The sequence below is a fragment of the Plantibacter sp. VKM Ac-2876 genome (assembly GCF_015350715.1).
Taxonomy (GTDB): domain Bacteria; phylum Actinomycetota; class Actinomycetes; order Actinomycetales; family Microbacteriaceae; genus Plantibacter; species Plantibacter auratus.
The window spans coordinates 1245999-1262490 of sequence record NZ_JADKSI010000001.1; the positions used below are offsets into that span (position 1 = coordinate 1245999).

Here is a 16492-nt window from a genome sequence, read left to right on the forward strand (position 1 = left end):
ACGCTGTGAAGGTTGCCCGGGTGCGTCCGCTCTGTTCTCGCCCGATCGCAACGATGCTTACACCCTCCTGCCACAGAAAGTCTGTGGCCGTTCGAGTCCGAAGGAGGTGGGTTAGTGACGCATCAGTACGAACTCATGGTCATCCTCGACCCCGAGATTGACGAGCGCACGGTTGCACCGAGCCTCGACAAGTTCCTCAACGTCATCCGCAACGATGGTGGAACCATCGACAAGGTCGACATCTGGGGCCGTCGTCGTCTCGCTTACGAGATCAACAAGAAGACCGAAGGCATCTACGCCGTCGTGGACTTCACTGCGACGAGCACTGCCACGCAGGAGCTCGACCGTCAGCTGAAGCTCTCCGAGGCCGTCATGCGCACCAAGGTGCTGCGTGCCGAAGAGGCCATCGCTCAGGTCGCCACCGAGACGAAGCGCAGCGAAGAGAAGGCCGCCCGCAAGGCTGCCGCCAAGCCCGCTGCTGCTGTCGCCGCGGCTCCCAAGGCAGACGCGGCTCCGGCTGCGGCTGAGACCAAGGAAGCCTAGGGCTCATGGCCGGCGAGACCGTCATCACCGTGGTGGGCAACCTGACCAGCGATCCGGAACTGCGTTTCACGCAGAACGGCCTGGCTGTCGCCAACTTCACCATCGCTTCCACGCCGCGCAACTTCGATCGCGCGACGAACGAATGGAAGGATGGCGAAGCGCTGTTCCTGCGCGCGAGCGTCTGGCGTGAATTCGCCGAGCACGTGGCCGGATCGCTCACCAAGGGAAGCCGCGTCATCGCGACCGGGCGTCTCAAGCAGCGTTCCTACGAGACGAAGGAAGGCGAGAAGCGGACTTCGATGGAACTCGAAGTCGACGAGATCGGCCCTTCGCTCCGGTACGCGACCGCGACCATCAGCCGTGCACCCTCGGGTGGCGGCGGCGGTGGTCAGCAGCGCGGCGGCGGAGCTCCGCAGGTGCAGCAGAACGAGCCCTGGGCTCAGAGCGCACCCGCAGCTTCCGGCGGCAACGGCGGTGCAGATGCCTGGAACACTCCGGGCAGCTACAGCGACGAGACCCCCTTCTAAACAGATTCGATCGGTCCGGTTCTGCCGGCTAGCCGATCACTCCATTCACACGCAAAGGAACAACCATGGCTGGAAAGTCGAGCGGCGACCGCCGCAAGCCTGCCCGCGGTGCTAAGGGCGGCAAGAACGTCGCTCCCGCGAAGGCGATCCGCGTTGGTGTCATCGATTACAAGGATGTCGCCACGCTTCGCAAGTTCATCTCCGAGCGGGGAAAGATCCGTGCTCGTCGTATCACCGGTGTCAACGTCCAGGAGCAGCGACTCATCGCACGTGCGGTCAAGAACGCACGCGAGATGGCGCTCCTGCCCTACGCCGGCTCTGGCCGCTAGGAGGCGCCGCACATGTCGAAAGTTATTCTGACGCACGAGGTCTCCGGCCTCGGCTCCGCTGGTGACGTCATCGACGTCAAGAACGGCTACGCTCGCAACTTCCTCGTGCCCCAGGGTTTCGCGACCCCGTGGACCCGCGGTGGCGAGAAGCAGGTCGAGCAGATCAAGTCGGCCCGCGCTGCGCGCGAGCACGCCACGATCGAAGAGGCCCAGGACCTGAAGGCTCGCCTCCAGGCCACCAAGGTCAAGCTCACGGTCAAGACGGGTGGCGAAGGCCGTCTGTTCGGTTCCGTGAAGCCGGCCGACATCGCGAAGGCCGTGGCGGAAGCCGGGCTGGGCGAGGTCGACAAGCGCAAGATCGAGATCCACACCCCGATCAAGTACGTCGGCGAGCACGAGGCCACCATCAGCCTCCGCGACGAGATCGTCGCCACGATCACCCTTCAGGTGGTCGCGGCCAAGTAGTACCCGCCGTGCGGTGTCGGACCTTCGGGTCCGGCGCATCATGCACGTCGTGATGAGCGCGATGGCGGTGGACCGAGAGGTCTGCTGCCATCGCGTTTTTCTGTGCCCAGAAGAGGGGTGACGGGCCGCCCGGACGCCTGTGTGCTACACCCGTTTTGCCCTCTGCGTCAAGCAAGTTGTACACAGGTGACCCCCGTTCTCCCCAACGTTCGACACAGGATCGAAAGAACTTTCCACACACAGCCTGTGGAATCAGAATCACCTGGTCAGAGGTGTATTGTGCGTCAGAAAAACTTCTCTCTCCACAGGGTTTCCCACAGCTTGTGCACACGACACGCGGCGTTTCCCCCGATCTCTCCACAGAGTTATCCACAGGCAGAGTTGGTTGTGGAGACGAGTGGCCCTATCGTGAGTCATCGGCGTCTCGGAACAGCCGGGCGAGCAGGCTGAGCAGCCCTCGTCCGTAGCCCTCGGGCGTCTCGCAGGGCCCGTGCGTGTCGCATGTTCCTGCTACACCTGAGTCGTCACCACCAGCACCACCCGAGTCCACATCGAGAAGGGATGTCCACTTGTCGATCGCTCACCTCAACCGCTCCGAAGGCGGCGGTTCGTACGACGAGCCGCGCGGCAACGAGCGGGTCCCTCCGCACGACCTCCTCGCGGAGCAGAGTGCACTCGGCGGCATGCTGCTGTCGAAGGACGCGGTCGCCGACGTGGTGGAGACGCTCCGTGGCGTGGACTTCTACATCCCCAAGCACGAGGTCATCTACGACGCCCTCCTGACGCTGTACTCGCACGGTGAGCCCACCGACGTCATTACCGTCACCGACGAGCTCGTCAAGACGGGCGAGCTGTCGCGCGCCGGTGGTGCTGACTACCTCCACACGCTCACGAGCCTCGTGCCGACCGCGGCGAACGCCGGCTACTACGCCCGCATCGTCGCGGAGCGCGCGTTGCTGCGTCGTCTCGTCGAGGCTGGCACCCGCATCGTGCAGATGGGGTATGCGGCCGAGGGTGAGGCCGTCGAGCTCGTCAACTCCGCTCAGGCCGAGATCTACGCCGTCTCCGGCAATCAGGAGGTCGAGGACTACGTTCCGCTGACCGACGCGGTGAGCGCGGCGATCGACGAGATCGAGGCCGCCAAGCACACCGACGGTTCCATGACCGGCGTCCCGACGGGCTTCCGCGAGCTCGACGAACTGACGAACGGTCTGCACCCGGGTCAGCTCATCATCGTCGCCGCCCGACCCGCTATCGGTAAGTCCACGCTCGCGCTCGACTTCGCTCGCGCAGCTTCGGTCCACTACAACCAGCCGTCGATCTTCTTCTCGCTCGAGATGGGGCGCAGCGAGATCGCGATGCGCCTCATGAGCGCTGAGGCGTCCGTGCCGCTGCAGCTCATGCGTAAGGGAACCGTCGACTCGCAGGACTGGACGAAGATCGCGCAGGTGCGCGGCCGCATCAACGACGCTCCGCTCTACATCGACGACAGCCCGAACATGACGCTCGTCGAGATCCGCGCGAAGTGCCGTCGACTCAAGCAGCGCGTGGGCCTGAAGATGGTCGTCATCGACTACCTGCAGCTGCTCACGTCCGGTAAGCGCGTCGAGAGCCGCCAGCAGGAGGTCTCGGAGTTCTCCCGTGCACTGAAGCTCATGGCGAAGGAGCTCCAGGTCCCCGTCATCGCGCTGTCGCAGCTGAACCGTGGTGCTGAGCAGCGAGCCGACAAGATGCCGGCGCTGTCCGACCTCCGTGAGTCGGGCTCGATCGAGCAGGACGCCGACATGGTGGTGCTCCTACACCGCGAGTCCGCCTACGAGAAGGACAGCCCGCGAGCGGGCGAGGCCGACCTCATCATCGCCAAGCACCGTAACGGACCGACCCGCACGATCACCGTGGGCTTCCACGGCCACTTCTCGCGCTTCGCCGACATGGCGCCTGGGATGTAGTAGAGCTGTAGGTTCCGGGTGAATATGGCATCCTCCACGAGGACGTGGCAGACGTTTGGCACATTTGCCACGTGCCTTGGAAACGATGCAGCCCTCGCCTACATCTCTGAAGAATTCGGGTACAGCGCCGCACCCGTCGTCGTCATCGACGACCACGAACACTGGTCAGGGTTCCGCCCCGACCTCATCGGAGCAATCGTCCCGGATGAGACCACCGCAGACGCCGATCACCAGGGCGCCGAAGACGACCATAGGTAGAATCGCGGCACGAGAGGTGGTGACCATGGCGGAGAAGCGAGTGCGGTTCCAGGACGTGAAGCCCTACGACGCTCCCGAGCGCCTGGACGAGCTGCGCGGCCCGGCCCATGGCACCGTCCAGCTGCCACCGTGGGTCTACTGGGGCCCGAGCCCGGTCGCGAACCTCGACAGCATAGGTGACGCGATCCGCGCCTACCAGGCCACCATCCAGGAAGGCCGCACCGTCGACCAGGTGCAGATCCTCAACGGGGACCGCCTCATCGAACTCTGGCCAGAACTGCACATGCCGCCGCGAGTCCGTGAACTGTGGGAGGGCCGCTTCCTCGAGCTCGCGGAGTTCGCATGAGCACTGACGAAGAGCTGCAGCGGGACATAACCCGCCTCGCCCTTCGGGCGCTCGACGGCACCCCCTTCGCCCTCGCGGGCTCAGGAGCGATCCGAGAGCACGGCATCATCGACCGCCCCACCCAAGACATCGACCTGTTCACCACCGACGAAGGCCAGGTCGTTGAGATGGACCTCGGCGTGGACGACCGCGGAGGCGAACCCGTCACCCGCTCGGTCGGCCCCGTGCTCGGCCTGGACGACGCCGTCGCCAACAAGGTCAGCGCTCTCTACAGCCGCGCCGAAGCCCGCGACTACCTCGACGTCGACGCGATCCGCACCTCCGGCAAGTTCACCGACGCCGACCTCGTCGCCGCAGCAGCTCGAAGCGGTGCAGCGACTCCGACCGGATCAGACGATCGTGTACGACGTCGACGCCGCGGAGCTTGACGGGATGAAGACCCGACTGACCAGCTGGGCCGCTGAACTGCGGAACCCCGAAGGCCGGCCAGAGGGCGCGTCACTCGACCCCGAGCTGCAACGCCTGGCCGAGCTCCGCCGGCTGAGCTTCCCTACCGCGCCCGGCACCCAGCGACAGGCAGGACCAACCCCGCCAACCGCTGCACCCGAAGGCCGTTCCCCGGAGCAGAACCGCGACCCACGGCGCAGTCGATAGCACCCCACCACCCTTCGTACGGGCGATCCTTTACTCAGCGACTCCCGTTCGCCGACAGGCGGTCAGAACGGTCGACGGCCGTGGGCTCGTTCAAAGGCCCGGAACCAGCGTGCGCGCGCTATCGCGACAATGAGCATGAATACTCCGGCGCCGCCCGCGATGACGAAGATGCCAAGGCCCACCACCAGGACGCCTGTGGAGTCACCATCTATCGCGGTCAATAAGAAGAAGAGAGCCATTACCAGCAGGAACGACCCCAGCAGTGCCTCACTGAGCGGAGTTCTCAGGGTCATCCGATAAGGCCCGGAGGGTCGATTCGTGCTCATCCACGGGAAGGGTTCCGGCGGCAGGTCGTTCGGAGGTGCTGTGGGAGGGGGGTTGCTCATGGGCTCATCTAAGCAGCACCGTGGCCGATCAGCCGGGGTTTCTGGGCTCGACCATCTGGCCAGTGCCCGAATCATGCGCCAGCAGAGGGAGATGGTTCGGACGCCGGTGCACGAGCGACCGGTCGAGGTGCTGGTGTCAGCGTTGCTGGAGTACGCGGCCCACCTGGACCACCAGGCCGACGAGATCGAGCGGTCCGACATTGCGAACGGCCGCGAAGCTAACAGCTCGGTATCGAGCTTCCGCGCGTATGCGACGATCGCTCAACAGCTCCTGGACGAGGTAGAGCAGCAGCTTGGCACCGGGTCGCGCGCGACATTCCGCGGTGAGAAGCTTGCGTTGTGACCGGTATCGACCTGACGTTCGCGCCACCGCTGAGGGGCACGTTCTACCGCGCGATCGACCCGAGCTTCCGTGAGTTCGCGATCGCCGGATCGCGCACCGCCGGGCGCTACTCGCGGGCCAATGAGCCGACGCTCTACCTGAGCTCGTCCGTCGATGGCGTCGAGGCCGCGATGATCGCCCACCAGGATGCTCGGGCGGCGGCGCGCGAGATCGTGGAGATCGATGTCGAGGCGTCCGGCATCGTCGACCTGCGCGACGCGGGAGCGCTGGAGTCGGCAGGCATCGACCTCGCTGACGCGTCAGCCCCGTGGCAGGACATCGCCGCCGCCGGAGGCACGCCGACATCGTGGCGCGTCCGCGACCGTCTCCTTGCCGGCGGCGCGAACGGGTTGATCGACCCCTCGCGAAAACGCCCGGGGCTCTGGCATCTGGTGCTCTTCCGCTGGAACGAGGCCGGTGCGCCGACCGTCAGCTTGAGAGGAACCCGTCTCGCCTCCGCGAATTGACGCCGCGATACGACGTTCGTCCTGATCCGAGCGTGTACCGGGCCGCTCAGCTCTGAGCGCGGCGCGCGTGCGTGCGCGCCTTCATCCGGTTGCCGCAGACCGCCATCGAGCACCACTTCGCGGTGCCAGGGCGGCTGTGGTCGACGAGGAACTGGGTGCACTCGTGGTTCGCGCAGGCACGGAGGCGCCCGGGGAACTCCGTGATGACGCTCGACCACGCCAGCACGACCCCCGCCACAAGGCGATCATCCTCAGGGACCTGAAGCTCCCAGACCACGCCGTCCGGGGTGATGCGCGGCGTGCGCACGGCATCGTCGAGGATGCCCGCAAGGTCTCTGATCGCTCCTCCGTCATCTCCACGGACCATGGTCTGGAGCGCCTGTCTCGCATGTCGGAGGCGCGCCACCTCGTCCGCGGATCCCGTGCCGCCCCAGCTGCGCGCCAGGTCTTGTCCGGTCGCCCCCTCGAGACGGTCGGTCGGGGTGCCCTCGACGACCGGTGCACTGTTCAACAGGCCCAGCAGCAGCTCCTCGTCGCGAAGCATCGTTCTCCGTTCTGTTGCGCCGACCGGCGCCCAGGATCCATGCTACCGTCTGGCTAACCAGTAAAACAATCTAAAGGGGTTAGCAATGGTCACCGTCCACCACCGCACCGTCTCGATCGACGGACTCGACGTCTTCTACCGCGAGGCCGGCCCGGCCGACGCTCCCGTGCTCCTGCTCCTCCACGGGTACCCGAGCAGCTCCCACATGTTCCGGCACCTCATCCCGGCGCTTGCCGGCCAGTACCGCGTCATCGCTCCGGACCACGTCGGCTTCGGTCGCTCCTCCGCCCCCTCGGTCGACGAGTTCGAGTACACCTTCGCGGCCCTCGCAGGGGTGACCGGCCGGTTCCTCTCGACCATCGGCGTGACGCAGTACACGATCTACGTCCAGGACTACGGCGCCCCGGTCGGCTGGCGCCTGGCCCTCAACGACCCCACTGCCGTCGTCGGGGTCATCTCCCAGAACGGCAACGCCTACGAAGAGGGCTTCGTGCCGAGCTTCTGGGACCCGATCTGGGCTGACGCCGCCGAACGGACCACCGAGACGCGCGACGCGCTTCGTCCAGCCCTCGGGCGGGAAGCCGTCGAATGGCAGTACACCCACGGCGTACCGGACCCGACGACCGTCGACCCCGACGCCTGGGAGCACGACCTCGCGCTCCTCGCCCGTCCGGGTCAGGACGACGTGCAGCTGGCGCTCTTCCGCGACTACGCCACCAACCGGGACCTCTACCCCGCGGTGCACGAATGGCTCCGCACCTCACAGGTACCGGTGCTCGCGATCTGGGGGCGTCACGACGAGATCTTCGCCGCCGCCGGCGCCACGGCGTTCACCCGCGACGTCCCCGATACTCGCGTCGAACTCGTCGACGGCGGACACTTCCTCCTCGAATCCGACCTCGACCACGTCGCTGCCACCATCACGGACTGGCTCCGGACGACCGAGCGAAGCGCCTAGATCGGCGGGTCGGCATCCGTCTCCCGGGGGACGGCCGTAAGTCGACTTGCACCTGCCGTAGCGTCATGTGGTGCAGTGGACGTATCCCGCCCACCGAGGAAGGCCCCCACATGTTCTCGTCCTTCACCCCGCCGCGCCAGGTCACGATCGGAGGCGCTGCTGCGTTCGTCGGCACCACCCCGCGGGCGATCCGTCACTACCACCAGATCGGTCTGCTCCCTGAGCCCGAGCGGGGGAGTGGCGATCGCCGCCGCTACGGCTACGACGAGATGATCCGACTGCTGTGGATCCGTCGGATGGCGGACGCCGGCATCGCCCTCGACGACATCCGCGACGCCTTCGCGGATGGCATCACCGATACCGACGACGATGTCGCGCGCATCCTGGACCGCCTGGAGGGCTCCCTCGTCGCTCGGCAGGCGGAACTCGAGCAGCAGCGGACCGCCGTGCAGCGCATGCGTGCGCAGGGCAGCAGGTTGGGGCTGCTCTCCGACGTCGTGAGCGACCGCCTCACAGACCTGCCCGAGGGCGCTCTGCGGCAGGACGACCTGGACACCCTGCTCGTGACCGAACGGATCTTCGGCGGGCTCGGCGCGTCCGCCCAGGCCTCACGGTTCATCGCCCTGGCCACCCACCCGGAGCTGCGGGAGGAGTCCGACCGGGTCGACTCCGCCGAAGCAGCACTCGACGACACGGTCGCTGTCGACGACCCCCGGGTGGCGGAGATCGCCGCCGAACGGCATGCCTTCGAGGCGGTCCTCCGCACGGTCATCGAGGACTCCGGCCTGGCGCAGACTGACGACGACCGCTTCGACGCGTGGGACGAGTCCCACCCCCTTCCCGACGACGAGGACGGCGCAGGCTCGACGTGCGGCTCGACGGGCCTCACCGAGGCCGTCCGGATGATGCCCTACGACTTCTCCCGCGCACGGCTGCGGTGCATGGAACTGGTCCTGGAACTCGATGCGCTCGACGTCGCGCCAGCGGTCGAACGCTGAGTCGTCGACCGCGATCGTCCGTGTCGGGACTGGTCGGCACCGCGCCGAGCCGATCCTCGCGAGGCATCCGGGCCCCGGGAGACCTCTCGGGGCCCGTCCGCGGTCAGACCCGGATTCGTACGGGTCCGACACCTCCGCCACCGATCGTCATGCCCACGCCCAATGCCGCTTGGTCGGACGTCAGGCGGGCGCTTCGCCCATCGTCAACTCCGGCTCGACGCCGGCCGGCATCGGGAACCAGGCGAGGAAGGTGACGCCCTCGTCGGTCGCGTCGAAGACGATCGTCTCGTCAGCCGGCTCGTGGAAGGTGTCGCCGGCACGCAGGACGGTCTGAGGCCCGGTCCCCACTTGGAAGTTCACGGAGCCGGTTTCGATGGTGCCGAAGACCGGGCCGTTGTGCCAGTGCGCCCCGACGTGGAAGTCGGGGGCGATCGTGATGCGTCGAACTTCGACGGAGGCGAAGCTCGGAGCCCCATCGAGCGTCATCGTGCTCAGGGTCGTTCGTTCGATCGGGGATTCACTCATGGGTCGATGATGCCAGTGACTGGTGACCAACAGCCCCGGGCCGATCGGCGCTCAGGACGGCTGGCCGATCGTGACGCTCTCCCGCTCGGCGCGAGTGAGCTTGACCCGGGCGAGACGGATCCGCTGCCCGGTTTTCACCGGCCGCGGCAGCGCCACGGTGAGCGGTCCCTCGTCCTGTGCGCCGAACAGGCAACCGTCCGCTTGAGGGAACACCGTCGTCGCCGGGATGGCGCGGAAGACGCCGATCTGCTGCTTGAGCACCGCCAGTCGGTGGATGTCGAATGCATGCGCCACCGTGGCCGCGCGGACCGTGCGCAGGGCGCCTGCGAACACCCACGTCGGCATCCGCGGGCCTGAGACCAGCATGAACGGTTTCTGGAGATCACGAGCGCGAGCTTCACCCCTGCCGCCGACCAAGCGCTGATCGTAGGTGATGGTGGGCGAACCCTCGCCACCCCATTCGGCGAGCCCGGTCGGCGCCTGCAAGGCGACCCAGCCGGCCCTGCGGAAGATCCCGAACTCCCGGCGGAGACGCACCTGTATCGACACCATCGAGATGGCGATCAGCAGGACACCAGTGGTGACCCACCCTGCCACGGCCGGCCTCGAGAGCCATTCCCCGAGCGCGCCGATGCCGGGCTCGGATGCTGTTGTGAAGGCGTCGACCAGTCCGAAGACCTGTGGGATCAGGAACGGGATCCCGAGCACCAGCCCGAGTATGGAGTACTCGCCTTCAGTCTTCAACCGGCGCCGGAAGCCGCCGAGGGTACTGATCTCCTGCTCGATGCTCCACCGCAACTCGTCGAGGCGGCGAGGATCGACGCTCGCTTCCCAATCCGGGCCGAGCCAGCCGCGCACCGGCCCACTGTCGTTCCGAGGAATGCTCACAGAACCCAGGGTAGAGGCACCGCCGCAGTGCTCGACGAGTGGCCGGGAGACGTGTTCCGTCTCAGAGACTGGTTGCGACATCCGCTTGGGGAAGCTATCTTCCTATAAACACGTTCCATGAACATTGGGGGAGATGATGATTCGCAAGAAGATCCTGGTACTGCTCACGTCCGGACTGGTGGTCGCCGGCGGACTCGGCGGTGTGGCGGCGCAGGCCGTGGCGAGCTCCGCGGAGGCGCCGGCGGAGGCGACCGCGACGCCGACCGAGAGCGCGACGCCGACTGAGACGCCGGCCGCGACCACGCCGCCGACCGAGTCCACGCACATCAACGAGTTCTACCTGCAGGGTCTGTGGCAGCGATTCTTCGAGGTGGGCAAAGCCGCGATGGCGTCCTGCATGACCGAAGCGGGGTTCGGGTTCGACGACACCAGTTTCGACGGGATGCCGTCAGGCCTGAGCGAGGCCGACCAGGACGCCTGGCAGGCGGCTGCGGTCCCTTGCCGGGAGGAGCGTGACGCGGCGACCGCTGCTGCCGAGGCGGCCTACGTGCCGACCGAGGAGGAGCGTGCCACGGCACTGGCGTTCGCGACGCAGTATCAGGGCTGGATCGATGCGATGCGCTCGTGCATGGCCGACCGCGGCCACGAGTTCGTGGGCGCCGTCGACATGACGCTCCAGGCCTACCCGTACCCCGAAGGTCAGCAGGCGACCGGGATGCCCGACGGCCTGTCTCCTGAGGAGAGCCACCAGTGGAAGTTGGATGCGACCGGCTACGACTCCAGCTACCCCGAGTCGGAGCAGAGCACCTGGGAGGCGTCCTGCGGATTCGTCGCCGACGCCGCCTATGGTGGGCCCGGTCACTGATCGGTTCCGCATGAGCCCCGTGTCCTGGTTCCGCTTCTCCGGAGCCAGGGCGCGGGGCATGCTCACGCGCTCGGGCGACGGGGAGTGCGTCGAGGACGAGGTCTCTCAGGTTCCGATCGAATCGTGCCGAGGCTCGCGATTTCAGCGGTCCCGGGCGGCGTCGAACCGTGCCTGATGCACTGAGACCTCGTCGCGGTGCAGCTCGGACCACACCTTGAGCTGCCGGACGGTCTCATGGAGCGAGAGCCCGAGGTCGGTCAGGTCGTAGGTCACCGTCACGGGGACCGTCGCCGTCGCCGTCCGGCTGATGAGCCCGTCGCGTTCCAGCGACTTCAAGGTCTGTGACAGCATCTTCGGGCTCACCCCCGCGAGCGTCCGCGCGAGCTCGGAGTACCGCATCGGCCGCGGCTCGCCATCGCAGTCTGGACCGCTCCCGAGTGCCGACAGTACGAGAGCCACCCACTTCCCCGACACCTGCGCGAGGAGCTGCTGGCTCGGACATGCGGCGAGGAACGCGTTGTACTGCGTCTTCGCCGCCGCCCGCTGATCTGCCGCGGTGATGGTGGCCATGGTCTCGCTTTCGGTATCAACGCACTTTCGGGTAACTCCTTCCGAAAGGGTAGCGCCTCGCCCAGAGTGGATGACGACACTTCGTCCGACACACACCGGAAGGCATATCGATGAACCCGACCACCCTGGAACTCCCCGGCGGCACCTGGACCCTGGGCAACCACACGGTCTCCCGCTTCGGCTACGGCGCCATGCAACTCGCAGGGCCGTGGGTGGTCGGCCCGCCGAAGGACCATGACGCCGCGATCGCCGTCCTCCGCGAAGCGGTCGGCACCGGCATCACCCACATCGACACCGCAGAGACATACGGGCCCCGCGTCGTCAACGAACTCATCCGCGAGGCCCTGCACCCGTACCCCGCGGAGCTGCTCATCGCGACGAAAGTGGGCGGCCGCCGTGACCCGCAGGGCGGATGGCCGGCAGCACGGAGGCCCGACGAGCTCAGAGCGCAGGTCGACGACAACCTCGAAACACTCGGCCTCGAAGTCCTCCCTCTGGTCCATCTGCGCCTCGGCGATGCCAACGGACCTGTTTCCGAGCCGGTCGCAGAAGCCTTCGACACCCTGGTCGACCTGCAACGACAAGGACTCATCCGCCACCTCGGCGTGAGCAACGCCACCGCCGAGCAGGTGGAGGAGGCGCAGGCGATCGCGCCGATCGTGTCGGTGCAGAACATGTACAACCTGGCCAACCGAGGGGACGACGCACTCATCGACCGACTCGCCTCGGAAGGGGTCGCCTACATCCCGTTCTTCCCCCTCGGCGGGTTCACCCCGTTGCAGTCCGACGCCCTCACCGCGGTCGCAGCTCGACTCGACGCTTCGCCGATGTCCGTGGCGTTGGCGTGGCTGCTGCAACGTTCACCCAACATCCTGCTGATCCCGGGCACCTCGTCCGTCGCCCACCTGCGGGAGAACGTCGCCGGCGCCTCGCTCGCGCTCACCGAGCTGGACCTCGTCGAACTGGACCGGATCGCCGTGCCCTGATCGACCGAGCGAGCGAGACCCTGAGCACGGGAGGTCGAGGGCGTCGACTCGGGCCGCCGGTCACCGAGCGAGGCTCGAATCGTCCGTAGGCTTGAGTGATGCGTAACCTGGTTCGATTGGACGATTGGTCACCCGCGGACGTCGACGAGGTGTTCCGTCTCGCCGAGGCCTACCGCGACGGATCCGGGCCGAGCTTCGACGGATCCGCCGTCATGTTCTTCCCGTCGACCAGCCTGCGCACGCGTGTCTCCTTCGAGCGCGGGGCCGCCCTGATGGGGCTGCAGCCGATCGTGTTCCCCAGTGAGACCCTCGACAAGTCGGAGGCGCTCGCCGACGTCGCCCGGTACCTCGAGTCATGGGCCGACGTCATGATCGTGCGGCACGGCGACATCGGCGTCCTCGAACAACTGGCCGACGCCGCGGCGCTCCCCGTCGTGAATGCGATGACCGACGTCAATCACCCCTGCGAGGTGCTGTCCGACCTCTTCGCGATCCGCGAGCGGCGTGGGCTCGACGGGCAGCGGTTCCTCTTCGTCGGCGCCGACGGCAACGTCGCCCGGGCGTGGCAGGAAGCCGCGCGGGTACTGGGTCTCGATCTGACGCAGTGCTGCCCCGCGGAGCTCGCGATCCCCGGTGCGGTGTGGACCGACGACCTGGAAACCGCCGTCCGCACGGCCGACGTCATCCTCACCGACGGGTTCGGCGAGCACGTGGCGCAGCTGGAGTCGTTCCAGATCACCGCAGCCCTACTCGACAGCGCACCGGCCGGCGTCCTGCTCAACCCCTGCCCGCCGTTCACGCGCGGCGAGGAGGTCAGCGCTGACGCCATCGAGCACCCCGCCTTCGTCGGTCACCGGTTCAAGGCGTCGCTGCTTCCGGTGCAGCAGGCGATCATGGCGTTCGCCATCGGGGCGTCCTGAGCAACAGCTCAGCGACAACCGGGATCAGAACGGCAGCGCGGCGCAGTGTCTCCTAGGTCGGGTCGGCCGACGCGGCGTCCAGCAGCTCGAGCACGTGGCGGTAGTCCTCGCCCGTTGCGCGGGTCATCCCGAGTTCGCAGGTGCGGTTGCAGGACGCGTGCGCGTCGGCACCCAGGGCGGCGACCTCGGCGGCCTCGGCCTTCGTTGCGGAAGCCGTCAGCTCGGGGTGCAGCATGCCGCGGTCGCCGGCGAAGGCGCAGCAGCCCCAGTCGTCCGGGACGTGCACGCGCTCGGCCACGGCTTCGCCGATCAGCACGAGATCCGGGTCGAGGCCCATCTGCCGTGAGGAGCAGGTCGGGTGCAGGACGAGTTGCTCGATCTGCGCAGAGACGTCGACCCGCGGCAGGATCTCCCGGGCGGCGAAGGCCACCGCGTCCTCGACGACCACGCCGCTCTCGCCGAGGAGCTTCGCGAAGCCCTCCGTGCAGCTCGACGCGTCGCTGACGACCACCAGGCCACTGTCGGCCACGGCCGCTCGGATGCGTTCGACCGTGCGCTGCTCGTTCACCGCAGCACCGGACGCGAACCCCTTCGACGACCACGGGGTGCCGCAACAGATCGACTCGACGTCGGGCACGATCATGCTCAGGCCCGCCCGCTCGAGCAGCCGGGTGAAGGCACCCATGACGCCGTCCCCACCGTCCGCCGCGCCGAACATGCTGTTCACGCACGCCGGGACGTAGATGCCGACGGTCGGACCGTCACCGGCGCCCACCGTCCGACCGAGTGCTTTCCGCGAGCGTCCGCCGCCCGGCAGATCGCCCGAGTACTTCGGCACGGTGTCCGCGCCGAGGACGGCACGCGCGACGTCCGTCACCGCGCCGACCACCGGCGCCGGCAGGAGCTTCGCGCCGGAGAGCGCGACCGAACCGATCCGCGTGACCGGCCCCCAGCCGGTGGCAGCCGCCTTCCAGCCCGCGGCGGCGACCGGAGCCGCCTCCGTGCGCCGGATGCGCTTGACCAGCGCGCCCGTGTTGATCTGGACCGGGCACGCCGTCTGGCACATCCCGTCGACGGCGCAGGTCTGCACGCCGGCGTAGTCGTAGTCGTCCGCGAGTTCCTCCGCGAGGGCGATGTCACCGCGAGCGCGAGCGGACTCCTCGGCGCGGCGGACGACGATGCGCTGCCGCGGCGTCAGCGTCAGGTCGCGACTCGGGCAGACGGGTTCGCAGTACCCGCACTCCACACAGCGGTCGACCTCCTCCTCGACGGTCGGCTGGAGCTTGATCCCCTGGAGGTGCGCTTTGGGATCCTCGTCGATCAGCACGCCGGGGTTCATCACCCCGGCCGGGTCGACCAACCGCTTCAGCTCGAGCATCACCCCGTACAGTTCATCGCCGTACTGCCGGCGGACGTACGGTGCCATGGCGCGACCCGTGCCGTGCTCGGCCTTCAGGTTGCCGCCCGCTTCGAGGACGAGGTCGACCATCTGTTCCGTGAAGCCGTTGAACCGGCCGAGGGCTGCATCGCCCTCGAACCGGTCGGTCAGCATGAAGTGGATGTTGCCGTCCTTCGCGTGGCCGAAGATGACCGAGTCGCGATAGGCGTGCTGCACGAAGAGCTCCTGCAGGCTCGCGCAGGTGTCTGCGAGGGCGGCGGTCGGGACGACGATGTCCTCGAGGAGGGCCGTGGTGCCGGAGGGACGCGCTCCCGCGACCGAGGCGTAGAGGCCCTTCCGGAGCGCCCAGGCGCGCGACCGCTGGGATGCATCGCTCGAGAACACCACCGGCGCGTGCACGTCCAGACCGTTCAGGAGCACACCGCCCGCCGTCGCGCGGTCCCTGAGTTCGACGGCGTCCTCGGAGCGGTACTCGACGAGGAGCGCCGCATGATCCTGCGGCGTGAAGCCCTGGATCTCCGCCGGGCTGCCGGGGAGACGCTGCCCGACGGTCAGGGAGGTGGCGTCCATGAGCTCGAGCGTGGCGGCTCCGGACGCGACCAGCTCGGGCAGCGCGCGCGTCGCCGCGTCGAGAGAGGGGAACACGGCCAGCGCCGTCGACACCAGTGGGAGGACGGGGACGGTGCGGAAGGTGGCTTCGGCGACGAACGCCAGCGTGCCCTCCGAGCCGATGATGAGGTGCTGCAGGACGTCCACGGGCGACTCGAAGTCGAGGAACGCGTTGATCCCGTACCCCATGGTGTTCTTCAGGGAGAACTGGCGCTCGATGGACGCGACCGATGCCGGGTCCGATCGCACGCGGCGCTGGAGGCGCTCGATGCCCTCGGCGAGTTCCGGCTCCGCTTCGTGGAGCTGTCGGTCGGCAGTCGGATCGGCCGTGTCGATCGTCGTGCCGGACGGGAGGACGAACACCATCGACTCCAGCGTCCGGTAGGTGTTCTCGTCGATCCCGCAGGCCATGCCGCTCGAGTTGTTCGCGATGACGCCGCCGATCGTGCACGCCACCTCGCTCGCCGGGTCCGGACCGAGACGGTAGCCGAGTCGCGTGAGTCGCGCGTTGACCTGCGCCACCGTCGCCCCCGGCTGCACCCGGACGCGCTTGCCGTCGTCGAGCACCTCGATGGACTTGAACCGCTGCCTGGTGTCGACGATGATGCCGGAACCGGACGCCTGACCGGACAGGCTGGTGCCACCCGACCGGAACGTGACGGGCGCGGCGGACCGCGTCGCCGCCCGGAGGATCGATGCGACCTCGGCAGCGCTTTCCGCGATGACGACCGCCTCGGGCGTCAGCAGGTAGTGCGATGCATCCCCGGCGTACGCGGCCAGGTCGATCGCCCGGGTGCGGATCCGGGAGGGGTCACCCACGGCTTCGCCGATGGCTTCGGTGATGAGGGGTGGGACGGTGGTCGGGTGTGCCACGAGGCTTCCTTCTCGAATGCGGGCGTCAGCGGGGTGCAGGGGAGCGGGGTG

21 protein-coding genes are annotated in these 16492 nt (G+C 67.8%); 15 read left to right on the forward strand and 6 right to left on the reverse strand.

The features are described 5' to 3' along the window. Positions 1–135 precede the first annotated feature (135 nt). From rpsF to ITJ62_RS05985, 8 genes are all read left to right on the forward strand, one after another. The gene (gene rpsF / locus ITJ62_RS05950; protein WP_217485263.1) at positions 136–543 is read left to right on the forward strand and encodes a 30S ribosomal protein S6; all 408 of its coding nucleotides are present in this window, start codon (positions 136–138) and stop codon (positions 541–543) included. Positions 544–548: 5 nt separating this feature from the next. After that, on the forward strand, positions 549–1070 hold the full coding sequence (locus tag ITJ62_RS05955) for a single-stranded DNA-binding protein (protein WP_064295656.1): 522 nt from the start codon (positions 549–551) through the stop codon (positions 1068–1070). 65 nt (positions 1071–1135) lie between these two features. Next, the gene (rpsR, locus tag ITJ62_RS05960) at positions 1136–1399 is read left to right on the forward strand and encodes a 30S ribosomal protein S18 (RefSeq protein ID WP_056010351.1); all 264 of its coding nucleotides are present in this window, start codon (positions 1136–1138) and stop codon (positions 1397–1399) included. Between the two features lie 12 nt (positions 1400–1411). Next, positions 1412–1864 carry a 50S ribosomal protein L9 gene (rplI, locus tag ITJ62_RS05965; protein ID WP_056780635.1) on the forward strand — a complete coding sequence of 151 codons (453 nt, stop codon included), beginning with the start codon at positions 1412–1414 and terminating at the stop codon, positions 1862–1864. Positions 1865–2439: 575 nt separating this feature from the next. Further along, entirely contained in the window at positions 2440–3813 is a 1374-nt protein-coding gene (gene dnaB, locus ITJ62_RS05970) for a replicative DNA helicase (RefSeq protein WP_369808454.1), read from the forward strand. A gap of 24 nt (positions 3814–3837) precedes the next feature. Further along, positions 3838–4071, forward strand: coding sequence for a hypothetical protein (locus tag ITJ62_RS05975; protein WP_194600057.1), 234 nt, complete (start codon positions 3838–3840; stop codon positions 4069–4071). Between the two features lie 25 nt (positions 4072–4096). Further along, a complete protein-coding gene (locus ITJ62_RS05980; RefSeq protein ID WP_194600058.1) occupies positions 4097–4417 on the forward strand; it encodes a transcriptional regulator in 321 nt (106 codons plus the stop codon). Next, complete coding sequence (locus ITJ62_RS05985) at positions 4414–4845, forward strand: hypothetical protein (protein ID WP_194600059.1); 432 nt, start codon at positions 4414–4416, stop codon at positions 4843–4845. The genes ITJ62_RS05980 and ITJ62_RS05985 overlap by 4 nt, the downstream gene beginning before the upstream one ends. Before the next feature lie 288 nt (positions 4846–5133). Here the strand turns inward: ITJ62_RS05985 and ITJ62_RS05990 are convergent, their stop codons facing one another. Further along, positions 5134–5457 carry a hypothetical protein gene (locus ITJ62_RS05990; RefSeq protein ID WP_194600060.1) on the reverse strand — a complete coding sequence of 108 codons (324 nt, stop codon included), beginning with the start codon at positions 5455–5457 and terminating at the stop codon, positions 5134–5136. A 91-nt stretch (positions 5458–5548) separates the two neighbouring features. On the opposite strand from ITJ62_RS05990, the gene ITJ62_RS05995 reads away from it, so the two are divergent. Next, entirely contained in the window at positions 5549–5800 is a 252-nt protein-coding gene (locus tag ITJ62_RS05995; protein ID WP_228497846.1) for a hypothetical protein, read from the forward strand. Next, on the forward strand, positions 5797–6306 hold the full coding sequence (locus ITJ62_RS06000) for an RES family NAD+ phosphorylase (RefSeq protein ID WP_370581843.1): 510 nt from the start codon (positions 5797–5799) through the stop codon (positions 6304–6306). The genes ITJ62_RS05995 and ITJ62_RS06000 overlap by 4 nt, the downstream gene beginning before the upstream one ends. A 46-nt stretch (positions 6307–6352) precedes the next feature. Here the strand turns inward: ITJ62_RS06000 and ITJ62_RS06005 are convergent, their stop codons facing one another. Beyond that, positions 6353–6850 (reverse strand): CGNR zinc finger domain-containing protein, encoded by a 498-nt coding sequence (locus ITJ62_RS06005; RefSeq protein ID WP_194600062.1) that lies wholly within the window; start codon positions 6848–6850, stop codon positions 6353–6355. 85 nt (positions 6851–6935) lie between these two features. On the opposite strand from ITJ62_RS06005, the gene ITJ62_RS06010 reads away from it, so the two are divergent. After that, on the forward strand, positions 6936–7808 hold the full coding sequence (locus ITJ62_RS06010) for an alpha/beta fold hydrolase (RefSeq protein WP_194600063.1): 873 nt from the start codon (positions 6936–6938) through the stop codon (positions 7806–7808). Between the two features lie 110 nt (positions 7809–7918). Further along, positions 7919–8806, forward strand: coding sequence for a MerR family transcriptional regulator (locus tag ITJ62_RS06015; RefSeq protein WP_194600064.1), 888 nt, complete (start codon positions 7919–7921; stop codon positions 8804–8806). Positions 8807–8986: 180 nt separating this feature from the next. Here the strand turns inward: ITJ62_RS06015 and ITJ62_RS06020 are convergent, their stop codons facing one another. Both ITJ62_RS06020 and ITJ62_RS06025 read right to left on the reverse strand, forming a co-directional pair. Then, entirely contained in the window at positions 8987–9331 is a 345-nt protein-coding gene (locus ITJ62_RS06020) for a cupin domain-containing protein (RefSeq protein ID WP_194600065.1), read from the reverse strand. A gap of 51 nt (positions 9332–9382) precedes the next feature. Continuing rightward, positions 9383–10189, reverse strand: a complete 807-nt coding sequence (locus ITJ62_RS06025) for a hypothetical protein (protein ID WP_228497848.1) — start codon at positions 10187–10189, stop codon at positions 9383–9385. Positions 10190–10352: 163 nt separating this feature from the next. Here ITJ62_RS06025 and ITJ62_RS06030 point away from each other — a divergent pair, with 163 nt between their 5' ends. Continuing rightward, positions 10353–11084 (forward strand): hypothetical protein, encoded by a 732-nt coding sequence (locus tag ITJ62_RS06030; protein WP_194600067.1) that lies wholly within the window; start codon positions 10353–10355, stop codon positions 11082–11084. 141 nt (positions 11085–11225) lie between these two features. On the opposite strand, the gene ITJ62_RS06035 is transcribed toward ITJ62_RS06030, so the two are convergent. Next, positions 11226–11654, reverse strand: coding sequence for a helix-turn-helix domain-containing protein (locus tag ITJ62_RS06035; RefSeq protein ID WP_194600068.1), 429 nt, complete (start codon positions 11652–11654; stop codon positions 11226–11228). A gap of 110 nt (positions 11655–11764) precedes the next feature. Here ITJ62_RS06035 and ITJ62_RS06040 point away from each other — a divergent pair, with 110 nt between their 5' ends. Next, positions 11765–12640: an oxidoreductase gene (locus ITJ62_RS06040; protein ID WP_194600069.1), complete on the forward strand. Its 876-nt coding sequence runs from the start codon at positions 11765–11767 to the stop codon at positions 12638–12640. A gap of 98 nt (positions 12641–12738) precedes the next feature. Next, positions 12739–13560: an ornithine carbamoyltransferase gene (locus tag ITJ62_RS06045; RefSeq protein ID WP_194600070.1), complete on the forward strand. Its 822-nt coding sequence runs from the start codon at positions 12739–12741 to the stop codon at positions 13558–13560. 52 nt (positions 13561–13612) lie between these two features. Here the strand turns inward: ITJ62_RS06045 and ITJ62_RS06050 are convergent, their stop codons facing one another. Beyond that, positions 13613–16441 carry an FAD-binding and (Fe-S)-binding domain-containing protein gene (locus tag ITJ62_RS06050; RefSeq protein ID WP_370581844.1) on the reverse strand — a complete coding sequence of 943 codons (2829 nt, stop codon included), beginning with the start codon at positions 16439–16441 and terminating at the stop codon, positions 13613–13615. Positions 16442–16492: the final 51 nt, after the last annotated feature.

Bases quoted from the DNA above. Each gene is read 5' to 3' on its own strand.
- ITJ62_RS06040 (WP_194600069.1), top strand. From the start codon at position 11,765: ATGAACCCGACCACCCTGGAACTCCCCGGCGGCACCTGGACCCTGGGC.
- ITJ62_RS05995 (WP_228497846.1), top strand. From the start codon at position 5,549: ATGGTTCGGACGCCGGTGCACGAGCGACCGGTCGAGGTGCTGGTGTCA.
- ITJ62_RS05985 (WP_194600059.1), top strand. From the start codon at position 4,414: ATGAGCACTGACGAAGAGCTGCAGCGGGACATAACCCGCCTCGCCCTT.
- ITJ62_RS06005 (WP_194600062.1), bottom strand. From the start codon at position 6,850: ATGCTTCGCGACGAGGAGCTGCTGCTGGGCCTGTTGAACAGTGCACCG.
- ITJ62_RS05980 (WP_194600058.1), top strand. From the start codon at position 4,097: ATGGCGGAGAAGCGAGTGCGGTTCCAGGACGTGAAGCCCTACGACGCT.
- rpsF (WP_217485263.1), top strand. From the start codon at position 136: ATGGTCATCCTCGACCCCGAGATTGACGAGCGCACGGTTGCACCGAGC.
- ITJ62_RS06020 (WP_194600065.1), bottom strand. From the start codon at position 9,331: ATGAGTGAATCCCCGATCGAACGAACGACCCTGAGCACGATGACGCTC.
- rplI (WP_056780635.1), top strand. From the start codon at position 1,412: ATGTCGAAAGTTATTCTGACGCACGAGGTCTCCGGCCTCGGCTCCGCT.
- ITJ62_RS06035 (WP_194600068.1), bottom strand. From the start codon at position 11,654: ATGGCCACCATCACCGCGGCAGATCAGCGGGCGGCGGCGAAGACGCAG.
- rpsR (WP_056010351.1), top strand. From the start codon at position 1,136: ATGGCTGGAAAGTCGAGCGGCGACCGCCGCAAGCCTGCCCGCGGTGCT.
- ITJ62_RS06015 (WP_194600064.1), top strand. From the start codon at position 7,919: ATGTTCTCGTCCTTCACCCCGCCGCGCCAGGTCACGATCGGAGGCGCT.
- ITJ62_RS06045 (WP_194600070.1), top strand. From the start codon at position 12,739: ATGCGTAACCTGGTTCGATTGGACGATTGGTCACCCGCGGACGTCGAC.
- ITJ62_RS06030 (WP_194600067.1), top strand. From the start codon at position 10,353: ATGATGATTCGCAAGAAGATCCTGGTACTGCTCACGTCCGGACTGGTG.
- ITJ62_RS06010 (WP_194600063.1), top strand. From the start codon at position 6,936: ATGGTCACCGTCCACCACCGCACCGTCTCGATCGACGGACTCGACGTC.
- ITJ62_RS05955 (WP_064295656.1), top strand. From the start codon at position 549: ATGGCCGGCGAGACCGTCATCACCGTGGTGGGCAACCTGACCAGCGAT.
- ITJ62_RS05975 (WP_194600057.1), top strand. From the start codon at position 3,838: ATGGCATCCTCCACGAGGACGTGGCAGACGTTTGGCACATTTGCCACG.
- ITJ62_RS05990 (WP_194600060.1), bottom strand. From the start codon at position 5,457: ATGAGCAACCCCCCTCCCACAGCACCTCCGAACGACCTGCCGCCGGAA.